The organism is Streptomyces sp. NPDC048352, from assembly GCF_040651895.1.
Lineage (GTDB): Bacteria > Actinomycetota > Actinomycetes > Streptomycetales > Streptomycetaceae > Streptomyces.
This window is the reverse complement of record NZ_JBEZKZ010000005.1, coordinates 157616-167081: the sequence shown is the minus strand read 5'-3', so window position 1 is coordinate 167081 and position 9466 is coordinate 157616. Positions and strand designations below refer to the sequence as shown.

Annotated in this window: 10 protein-coding genes; 5 read left to right on the top strand and 5 right to left on the bottom strand. The window is 73.7% G+C overall.

All coding sequences use genetic code 11. The features are described 5' to 3' along the window. From AB0D45_RS05150 to AB0D45_RS05135, 4 genes are all read left to right on the top strand, one after another. Positions 1–612 (top strand): ABC transporter substrate-binding protein (locus AB0D45_RS05150; protein WP_362455341.1); only part of this gene is annotated, 612 nt, incomplete at its 5' end. 34 nt (positions 613–646) lie between these two features. Further along, positions 647–1438 carry an ABC transporter ATP-binding protein gene (locus AB0D45_RS05145; protein ID WP_361607375.1) on the top strand — a complete coding sequence of 264 codons (792 nt, stop codon included), beginning with the start codon at positions 647–649 and terminating at the stop codon, positions 1436–1438. Beyond that, positions 1425–2321, top strand: coding sequence for an ABC transporter permease subunit (locus AB0D45_RS05140; RefSeq protein ID WP_361607372.1), 897 nt, complete (start codon positions 1425–1427; stop codon positions 2319–2321). The genes AB0D45_RS05145 and AB0D45_RS05140 overlap by 14 nt, the downstream gene beginning before the upstream one ends. A gap of 7 nt (positions 2322–2328) precedes the next feature. Further along, a complete protein-coding gene (locus AB0D45_RS05135; protein WP_361607369.1) occupies positions 2329–3090 on the top strand; it encodes a sirohydrochlorin chelatase in 762 nt (253 codons plus the stop codon). On the opposite strand, the gene AB0D45_RS05130 is transcribed toward AB0D45_RS05135, so the two are convergent. The 3 genes from AB0D45_RS05130 to mgt form a co-directional block, all read right to left on the bottom strand. Next, a complete protein-coding gene (locus AB0D45_RS05130; protein WP_362455340.1) occupies positions 3087–4100 on the bottom strand; it encodes a 2-dehydropantoate 2-reductase N-terminal domain-containing protein in 1014 nt (337 codons plus the stop codon). The two genes, AB0D45_RS05135 and AB0D45_RS05130, sit on opposite strands and share 4 nt — an antisense overlap. Positions 4101–4183: 83 nt before the next feature. Continuing rightward, positions 4184–4759: a DUF1697 domain-containing protein gene (locus tag AB0D45_RS05125; RefSeq protein ID WP_362455339.1), complete on the bottom strand. Its 576-nt coding sequence runs from the start codon at positions 4757–4759 to the stop codon at positions 4184–4186. Further along, positions 4756–6033, bottom strand: a complete 1278-nt coding sequence (gene mgt, locus AB0D45_RS05120; RefSeq protein WP_362455338.1) for a macrolide-inactivating glycosyltransferase — start codon at positions 6031–6033, stop codon at positions 4756–4758. The genes AB0D45_RS05125 and mgt overlap by 4 nt, the downstream gene beginning before the upstream one ends. An 80-nt stretch (positions 6034–6113) precedes the next feature. Between mgt and AB0D45_RS05115 the strand changes: the two genes are divergently transcribed. After that, entirely contained in the window at positions 6114–6983 is an 870-nt protein-coding gene (locus AB0D45_RS05115) for an aminoglycoside phosphotransferase family protein (protein ID WP_362455337.1), read from the top strand. 273 nt (positions 6984–7256) lie between these two features. Here the strand turns inward: AB0D45_RS05115 and AB0D45_RS05110 are convergent, their stop codons facing one another. Together AB0D45_RS05110 and AB0D45_RS05105 are read right to left on the bottom strand one after the other, a co-directional pair. Beyond that, the gene (locus AB0D45_RS05110; protein ID WP_361607354.1) at positions 7257–7976 is read right to left on the bottom strand and encodes a 3'-5' exonuclease; all 720 of its coding nucleotides are present in this window, start codon (positions 7974–7976) and stop codon (positions 7257–7259) included. Between the two features lie 125 nt (positions 7977–8101). Next, entirely contained in the window at positions 8102–9376 is a 1275-nt protein-coding gene (locus AB0D45_RS05105; RefSeq protein ID WP_361607351.1) for an SAV2148 family HEPN domain-containing protein, read from the bottom strand. Between the last annotated feature and the right edge of the window lie 90 nt (positions 9377–9466).

Genomic DNA, 9466 nt, shown 5'->3' with positions numbered 1-9466 from the left:
CAGGACGTCGCGTTCCTCAACTGGATCTCCGAGAAGGGCTGGACGGTCGACGCCGAGTCCGGCAAGGGCGACGTCTCCGTCGTCCGCACGGACAATAAGGTCACCCCCGACGCCTTCAAGCAGGGCTCGATCGACGGCGCCTGGGTACCGGAGCCCACAGCCTCCAAGCTCGTCTCCGACGGCGGCTCCGTCCTCCTCGACGAGACCACCCTGTGGCCCGACAAGAAGTTCGTGATCACGAACGTGATCGTGTCGCAGAAGTTCCTCAAGGAGCACCCGGACGTCGTCGAGGCCGTGCTCAAGGGCACGGTGAAGACCAACGAGTGGATCAACGCCAACCCCGACAAGGCGAAGGCCTCCGCGAACGCCAAGCTGGCGGCGGACGGCGGCAAGCCGCTCGACGCGAAGATCATCGACCCGGCATGGTCGAGCATCCTCGTCACCGACGACCCGCTGGCCACGACGCTCAAGGCGCAGGCCGACTCCGCGGTCAAGGCCAAGCTCCTCGAGAAGCCCGACCTGGCCGGCATCTACGACCTGACGCTCCTGAACAAGGTCCTCAAGGCCGCCGGCAAGCCCGAGGTCTCCGACGCCGGTCTCGGCGCCAAGTAAGTCCGTAGTCCAGCAACCCCAGGAGGTGACGACCATGGCCACCACACTCGCCAAGGCTGCCGAGGGCGCGGTAGCGGAGCTGACGCACGCCGCCCGCATCGAGCACGTCTCGAAGTCCTTCTCCGGTCCGGCCGGATCGCAGCTCGTCCTGGACGACATCAGCCTCGATGTCGCTCCCGGAGAGTTCGTCACCCTCCTGGGGGCCTCCGGGTGCGGGAAGTCCACGCTGCTGAACCTGGTCGCGGGGCTGGACAAGCCGTCCGCGGGGTCGATCGAGACCCTCGGCCGCCCGGCCCTGATGTTCCAGGAGCACGCCCTGTTCCCGTGGCTGACCGCGGGCAAGAACATCGAGCTCGCCCTGCGGCTGCGCGGGGTGGCCAAGGCCGACCGCACGACGGAGGCCGAACGGCTGCTGGAGCTGGTCCGCCTCGGCGGCGCCCACGGCAAGCGCGTCCACGAACTGTCCGGCGGCATGCGCCAGCGCGTGGCCCTCGCCCGCGCCCTCGCCCAGGACAGTCGGCTGCTGCTGATGGACGAGCCGTTCGCGGCCCTCGACGCCATCACCCGCGACGTCCTGCACGGCGAACTCACCCGCATCTGGGAAGAGACCGGCCTGTCCGTCCTCTTCGTCACCCACAACGTGCGCGAGGCCGTCCGCCTCGCCCAGCGCGTCGTCCTCCTCTCCTCCCGCCCCGGCCGGGTCGCGAAGGAGTGGACCGTGGACATCCCGCAGCCGCGCCGCATCGAGAACGCGGACGTCGCGGAGCTGTCCCTCGAGATCACCGAACACCTGCGTGGGGAGATCCGCCGCCATGGCCAGCACTGACACCACCCCGAAGGCCGCGGCGAAAAGCGACGACCTGGCCGGCCTGGAAGCCGGCCTGGACGCCCTCGACGCAGTCCAGACCCACCGCACCCCGGTCCGCGAGGTCCTCACCAAGAAGGTCCTGCCGCCGGTCCTGGCGGTCGCGCTGGTGCTGGTCGTGTGGCAGGTTCTCGTCTCGGCGAAGGTCGCCGAGGAGACCAAGCTGCCCGCCCTGTCCGCCGTATGGGACAGCCTCTCCGAGATGTGGCTCAAGGGCACGCTGCTGGAGGTCATCTGGACCTCCGTCTCCCGCGGCCTGCTCGGCTTCCTCCTCGCCCTGGCCATCGGCACCCCGCTGGGCCTGCTCGTCGCCCGGGTGAAGTTCGTCCGCGCCGCGATCGGACCGATCCTCCAGGGTCTCCAGTCCCTGCCGTCGGTGGCCTGGGTCCCGCCGGCCGTGCTCTGGTTCGGCCTCAACGACGCCATGATGTACACGGTGATCCTGCTGGGCGCGGTCCCGTCGATCGCCAACGGCCTCGTCTCCGGCATCGACCAGGTACCGCCGCTGTTCCTGCGGGCCGGCCGCACGCTCGGCGCCACCGGCCTGCGCGGCGCCTGGCACGTCGTCATGCCGGCCGCGCTGCCCGGCTACGTCGCCGGCCTCAAGCAGGGCTGGGCGTTCTCCTGGCGCTCCCTGATGGCCGCCGAGATCATCGCCAGCTCCCCCGACCTGGGCCTCGGCCTCGGCCAGCTGCTGGAGAACGGCCGCAACAACATCGACCTGCCGGGCGTGTTCCTCGCGATCATCCTGATCCTCGTGGTCGGCATCGCCATCGACCTGCTGATCTTCAGCCCGGTCGAGCGGTGGGTGCTGCGCAGCCGCGGCCTGCTGGTCAAGAGCTGAGCCTGCGATGTCCCGCGCACTCCTGGTCATAGCCCACGGCAGCCGCGATCCGCGGCACGCGGCGACCGTGCACGCCCTCGTCGGGCGGGCGCGGGCGCTGCGGCCCGGGCTGCGGGTGGAGACGGCCTTCCTGGACTTCAACGGGCCGACCGTCTCCCAGGCCCTGGCCTCCCTGTACCTGTCGGGGGTACGGGAGGTCGTGGCCCTGCCGCTGCTGCTGACCCGCGCCTTCCACGCGAAGGCCGACATCCCGGCGGTGCTCGCGGAGTCCACCACGCGCCTGACCGGCCTGTCGGTCCGGGTGGCGGAGGTCCTGGGCCCGCACCCCCTGCTGGTGGCGTCCCTCGAACGCCGCCTCGCCGAGGCCGGCCTCGGCCTCACCCCGGCGGACCGCGCGACGACCGGCGTCGTCCTCGCGTCCGCCGGATCCTCAGACCCGGAGGCGATCGCAGTGATCGCTGAAATCGCGCGGGAGTGGCGGCACACCGGTTGGTGCGCCGTGCGGCCTGCGTTCGCCTCCGCTGCCCTTCCCCGCACGGAGGACGCCGTACGCGCCCTGCGCGCGGAGGGCGTCCGCCGCGTCGCGGTGGCCCCGTACGTCATCGCCCCGGGCCGCCTCCCGGACCGCATCGCGGCCGGCGCGGCGGCGGCGGGCGCGGACGTGGTGGCCGACGTCCTGGGCGCCACCCCGGAACTGGCCCGCCTCCTCCTCCACCGCTACGACACGTCCGCCTCGGCTCCGGCCCGGCTCGCGGCCCTGTCGGCCTAGGCTTGGCTTCCGGCGCGGGCGGTGGCCTCGTCGGCGAGGGCGGTCAGGTCGGCGATGGACATCGCGCCCGGGGGGAGGCCCTCGCGGGCGAAGATGTTCGCCGCGTGGCGCAGGACGTCGTTGACCGGGGTGGGGACGCCGTGGAGGCGGCCCAGCAGGGAGATCTCACCGTTGAGGTAGTCGGCCTCGACGGAGCCCGTGCCGCGGGCCAGGCTCTGCCAGGAGGAGCCGCCGCGTACGCCCGCCGGCTGGTCGACCTTGCCGTCGCGGGCCTCCGACTGTTCGGCCTCGGTGGCGTAGCCGATGCCCGCCGCCTCGAAGGCCGCCTTCCCCTCGCGGACGGCGCGCAGCAGCAGGGCCGCCTTGGCGGGGTCCGGCTCGGGGCCGGTGGTGGCCTGGATCGCGTTGCCCAGGTTCCCGAGGAGCTTCGCGTACTTCCACCGCATCACGTCCTCGACGACCGGCGCCCCGAAGCCCGCCCCGGCGAGGTCGGCGGCAACGGCCCTGATCCGGGAGTCCGCTCCGCCGGCCGCCCGCCCGAGGTGCAGGATCCCGGTGAGCGGCGCGCACAGGGCCGAGACCGCGCCGGGCTCCAGGAAGGTCGACGGCAGCCAGACGCAGACCCCGTACACCCGCGCGAAGCGGCGCAGCGCGAGCCGTTCGCTCTCCACGCCGTTCTGCGCGCACAGCAGCGGCAGCCGCTGCGCGGCCGTGCCGCCGCCGGCGACCTCCGCGTCGCCCCACGCGTCGAGCGCGGCGATCGCGTCCTGGGTCTTCACGGTCAGCAGCAGGACGTCGTGCGGGCGTAGTTCGCCCAGTTCCGCCGGGGCCGTGACCACCGGGAGCCGGTGGACGCGGGTGCCGTCGGCGGTGGTGAGCCGCAGTCCGTCGGACTTCAGGGCCTCGGCGTGCGCGCCGCGCGCGGCGAGGACGACCTCCTGGCCGGATTCGGCGAGGCGTCCGCCGATGGCCGCGCCGACCGCACCGGCGCCGATGATGATGTAACGCATGCCCAGAGCCTGACACACCGGCCGTGTCCGGACGCGGCCGGGCCGGGGCGGGGGGCGATGCGGGGGGCCCTGCCCGCGGAACGCTAGGAGCGGGTCAGCTCCACCAGTTTGAGCACGGTGTTCCAGTTGCGGGTGGTGACGTCCAGGCCCTTGACGACGGCGGGCCGGGCGAGGGCTTCGGCCAGCTTGGAGCGGCCGAGGCCGTTCGGGGCGTAGAGGTAGAGGACGCGGTCTCCCAGGCGGTACTCCTCGGGGAGGTACGCGGGGGCGTCGAGGGCGGCGAAGCGCTCGGGGCCGGGCTGCTCGGAGAAGAAGGTGGCGTGGAGCTGCCTGCCCTCCAGGTCGGCCGCAGGGAAGGGGCAGGCCTCGGCGACGGCGGCCAGGTGGTCCCCGTCGACGACCAGGCAGGCCACGCGGAACCCGAAGTGGTCCTCGATGGCCGCCTCCAGTGCCCGGGCGAGGGCGGTGGGATCCGTCTGCGGGCTGCTGAAGACGGCGTTGCCGCTCTGCAGGTACGTCTGCACGTCGCCGTGGCCGAGCCCCTCCAGCAGGGAGCGCAGCTCGGCCATGGGGACCTTCTTGTTCCCGCCGACGTTGATGCCGCGCAGGAGGGCGGCGTACTTCTTCGTATGCGCTGTCGTACTGGCTTTCTTCGTCATGGCCGCACCCTAGGGGTTGTCTGTGACAGCGCGGCCTCGATGAGGTCGGCGGCCTGGCGGGTGCCGCCCTCGGAGGCCATGCCTGCGCGGATGTCCTCCAGGCGTTCGGTCACCCGGGGGTCGTCGAGCAGTGCGAGGACGGCCTCGCGCAGGGTGGTGGCGTCGGCCTCCTCCATCGGGACGTGGCGGGCCACGCCGAGGGCGGCCAGCATGTCGGCGTTGCCGAACTGGTCGACCGCCTGGGGCACGGCGACCATCGGGGTCGCGGTGGCCAGGCCCTCCTGGCTGCCGCCGGCGCCCGCGTGGGTGATGAAGGCGTCGGCTTGACGCAGGACGTCCAGCTGGGGAACCCAGCGGTGGACCTCGACGTTGGCGGGGATCTCCCCGAGGTCGGCCTCGTCGGTGAACGTGCCGATCTGCAGCACGACGTGCCAGTCGGGCAGGTCGCCGAAGGCTTCGATGCAGGCCCGGTAGAAGGCGGGCTGCTTGGTGAAGGTGGAGCCGAGGGAGACGAGCAGGACCTTCTTCCCCTCGACGGAGGCCGGCCGCTCCCAGGTGCCCTGGGTGGCGCTGCGGTCGCCCTGGCAGGCCCCGACGAAGGTGTGCACGGACGCGTCGACGCGGTCGGCGTGCGGCTGGAGGGCGCGCGGGATCAGGACGATGCTGCGCCGGGGACGGCCGACGAAGTGGTCGGCGTCCTCGTCGATGCCGTTCTCGTCGAGCCAGGCGCGGAAGCGGGCGTAGTAGGCCTTCCCGCGTTCGGTGGCGCGCAGTTGTGCGGTCATCGGGGCGCCGACCTCCTCTTCGTAGCCGGTCCAGGCGACCAGGTTCGGGGAGAGCGAGATGGACGGGACGTCCCAGCGGCGGGCGAGGACGCGCGCCGGGTAGGCGGTGATGTCGTGGATGACGAGGTCCGGTTCGTCGCCCTCGAAGGCCGCCGCGAGCTGCGGGAGCGCCTGCACGGCGTCGTCCAGGAAGGGTTCGACGTTGTCGATGAGCTCGGTGCCCCAGGCCTCGGGGTCGTCGTGGGTGGGCAGGGTGGACTTCCAGACCACCGGAGTGGCGCCGGTCTCCGCGACGGTCTCGGCGAAGGAGGCGGGGATGGCGTAGCTGACGCGGTGGCCCCTGGCGACGAGTTCCCGGATCACTTCGATGCTCGGGTTCACGTGGCCGGGGGCGGCGATGGAGAACATGGCGATGTGTGCGGTTTTGGCTGAGGTCATGGACACGACCTTAACGAGACGAGACGTCTCGTGCAACCACATTCTCCCCACCAGGGATCCCCTGGGCCGGATGCGAGACTGAGGGGGACTCACGGCGAGCACGACGACCGGGCGAAGGACGAGACGGACGCATGGACGAGGCGCGGGCCAGGGACGTACTGGCGCAGGCGGGACTCACGGGCCCGGGCCGGGCGGAGCGGGCCGAACTGCTCGCCTTCGGCGAGAACGCCGTCTTCGCGCTCGGCCCCCTCGTGGTCAAGGTGGGCCGCGAGGCGGCACTGCTGGAACGGGCCGAGCGGGAGCTGGCGGTGGCGGGCTGGCTCGCCGACGCCGGGATCCCGGCAGTCCGGGCCGCCGAGCCGAAGCCGCGGCTGGTGGACGGACACCCGCTGACCCTGTGGCACCGGCTCCCGGAACCCCTGCGCCCGGCCGGCCCCGAGGACCTCGCCGCCCTGCTGCGGCCCCTGCACGCGCTGCCCGCGCCCTCCTTCGCGCTGCCCCCGCGCGACCTGCTGGGCGGGGTCGAGCGCTGGCTCCGGCTGGCCGGCGGGGCCGTCGACCCCGAGGACGCGGCGTACCTGCGCGCACGGCGCGACGCCTACGCCGGCGAGGTGGCCGCGCTCACCCCGCACCTGCCGCCCGGCCCGGTCCACGGCGACGCCCTGCCGCGCAACGTGCACGTGGGGCCGGACGGGCGGCCGGTCCTGGTGGACCTGGAGACCGTGTCGGCCGACCTGCGGGAGCACGACCTGGTGGTGATGGCCCTGTCCCGCGACCGGTACGGGCTCCCGGCCGACTCCTACCGGGCCTTCGCGGACGCCTACGGATGGGACGTACGGGAGTGGGAGGGCTGCGCGGTCCTGCGCGGCGCCCGCGAGACGGCGAGCTGCGCCTGGGTCGCCCAGCACGCCCCCGCCAACCCGAAGGCCCTGACCGAGTTCCGACGCCGCGTCGCCTCCCTGCGCAACGGCGACCGGAAAGCCCGCTGGCACCCCTTCTAGGGGGTGCCGAACAGTCCCGCCTGCCCGGCGGGCGGCCGGCACCGCACCTCGCCGCGTTGTCGGGCCCGCCCGAGGACGTCCCTGTACGCGGCGGCCCTCCGCTGTGCGACGCACCGCACCAGACGCCGCAGGGCCCGCCTTTCGGGCGGCCGGCGCTCCCGTGCGGACACCGCCCAGCCGCTCCCACCACCGGCACCACCGCCGCAGCGTGCAGGGTGACCGCCACTCCCGGGCCTGCACCGGGAGTACCGCGGGGCGTCGCCCCGAGGAGGGTCAGGCGGTGACCAGCGCCCGCAGCGGCCACGCCGTGTCGATCACCGCGTCCGGGCTGCCCTGCCGGCGCAGGTAGGACTGGAAGTCACGGGCCCAGCGGGCGTGCCAGCCGCCCTGCCGGTCGTGCAGCTCCGCCGGGCTCAGCCCGGCCACCGCCGGGTGGCGGACGGCTATCGCCCGGGCCACCTCGACCGCCGCCAGCGCGTCGGCCCCCGCGTCGTGCGCGGCGTCGAGGGTGACCCCGTACACCCCGCACACCGCTTCCAGGGTCCGCTTGCCCCGCCGGTAGCGGTCCACGGCCCGGTCTATCGTCAACGGGTCCACCACCGGCCCGGTCTCGGCCCCGCCGAGCCGTTCGGCGAGCGAGGGCAGCCCGTGCCGGGCCAGCTCCGCGGAGAGCAGGGTCAGGTCGAAGGCCGCGTTGTAGGCGACGACCACCGCGCCGCCGCGCCAGTGTTCCACCAGCGCCGCGGCCACCTCCTCCGCGACCTCCCGCACCGGCCGGCCCTCGGCGACGGCCCGCTCCGTGCTGATGCCGTGGATCGCCGCGGCCTGCTCCGGGATCGGTATCCCCGGGTCCGCGAGCCAGCCGCGCCTCGTGCGCACCTCACCGCCCCGCACCTCGACCAGCGCGGCCGTCACGATCCGCGACTCCCCCGGCTCCGTACCGGTCGTCTCCAGGTCGAACCCGACCAGCGCTCCCCCGTGCCACGCCTCCATGACGCGCCCCTCCCCCGTTTTTCCGGTCAACGCGTTTCAGCCTGCCACGGGGCACTGACACCGGACCGGGCCGCCCCCCGGCCGCTGCCCGGACGCGGCCTGATACGTCCGGCGGCCGGCCGGGGTCACGACACGGGCCGCGAATCCTCCCACACCGACTCGAACTCCTCCCGGTACGTCTGGAACAGTCCGTGCTCGGCGTCCTTCGGCACCCCCCGCCCGCCCCCGCGCAGGACCAGCACCGGCGCCTCCATCCCCCGGGCCCGCCGCAGGTACGACTGGACCACCGCGATGCCCGACGACTGCCCCTCCACCAGGTAGGCCGTGAAACGGGGGGTCTCGTCGAAGACGTGGATGTCGAAGCGCGAGGGGTCCTTCAGTCCCGCCCGCACCCGGCGCACGTGCAGGATGTTCATCTCCACCGACCGGCTCAGCTCGCCCTTGCGCAGTCCCAGCTCGCGCTCGCGCCGCTTGACCGCGCTGCTCGCCGGGTTCAGGAACAGCAGCCGCACCCGGCAGCCCGCCTCCGTCAGCCTGACGAGTCTTCGGCCGGAGAAGTTCTGCACCAGCAGGTTGAGGCCTATGCCGATGGCGTCGAGGCGCCGCGCGCCCCCGAACAGGTCCTCCGCCGGGAGCTGCCGCTGCAGCCGCACCCGGTCCGGGTGGACCGAGATGACGTCCGCGTACCGGTCCCCGACCAGGTCCTCGACGGCATCGATCGGCAGCCGGTCCGCCGAGGGGCTGCCCGACCCCGCGCCCAGCACCTCCAGCAGCCGCGCCGAGGCGCGCTCCGCCTGCTCCAGCACGGCCCGCGACAGCGCCCGGTTGCGGGAGACCACGTTGCGGGTGACCTCCAGCTCGTCGAGGGCCAGCTCGATCTCGCGCCGGTCGTCGAAGTACGGCTCGAAGCAGGGCCAGTGCTGGACCATCAGCTCGCGCAGCTGCGGCAGCGTCAGGAAGCTCAGCACGTTGTCGTCGGCCGGGTCGAGGAGGTAGCCCTTGCGCCGGCTGACCTCGCGGACGGCCACCGCCCGCTGCACCCACTCCTGCCCGGCGGGGCCCGCGGCCGCGACGACCCAGTCGTCCCCGCCGTGCACCGGCTCGTAGACGGGCCGCAGCACGGCGCCCACCACCGACCTCAGCCGCTGCTCGATGAGGTTCAGCCAGATGTACGCGCGGCCCGCGCGCTGGGCCCGCGTACGGACCTCGCTCCACGCGTCCGCGCCCCAGTCCAGCTCGGCCGCGGCCCGCGCGTCCCCGGCCGCCTGCGGGGCCAGCGACACCGCCGCCCCGGCCGCCGCCGCGCCCGGCACACCGCCGGACGCACCGCCGGGCGCATCCACCGGGCCACCCTCGTGACCGCCGTCACCAGGGGGCAGCTCCAGACCTCCCGAGCTCACCCGTGCACCGCCTTCTGCGTCTGGACGCCCGTCTCCAGTGATCACGGAAGGGTACTCCGCGCACGCGGCCCGACGCAGCCCGAAGCCGTC

Bases quoted from the DNA above. Each gene is read 5' to 3' on its own strand.
- AB0D45_RS05115 (WP_362455337.1), top strand. From the start codon at position 6,114: ATGGACGAGGCGCGGGCCAGGGACGTACTGGCGCAGGCGGGACTCACG.
- AB0D45_RS05110 (WP_361607354.1), bottom strand. From the start codon at position 7,976: ATGGAGGCGTGGCACGGGGGAGCGCTGGTCGGGTTCGACCTGGAGACG.
- AB0D45_RS05135 (WP_361607369.1), top strand. From the start codon at position 2,329: ATGTCCCGCGCACTCCTGGTCATAGCCCACGGCAGCCGCGATCCGCGG.
- AB0D45_RS05130 (WP_362455340.1), bottom strand. From the start codon at position 4,100: ATGCGTTACATCATCATCGGCGCCGGTGCGGTCGGCGCGGCCATCGGC.
- AB0D45_RS05125 (WP_362455339.1), bottom strand. From the start codon at position 4,759: ATGACGAAGAAAGCCAGTACGACAGCGCATACGAAGAAGTACGCCGCC.
- AB0D45_RS05145 (WP_361607375.1), top strand. From the start codon at position 647: ATGGCCACCACACTCGCCAAGGCTGCCGAGGGCGCGGTAGCGGAGCTG.
- AB0D45_RS05140 (WP_361607372.1), top strand. From the start codon at position 1,425: ATGGCCAGCACTGACACCACCCCGAAGGCCGCGGCGAAAAGCGACGAC.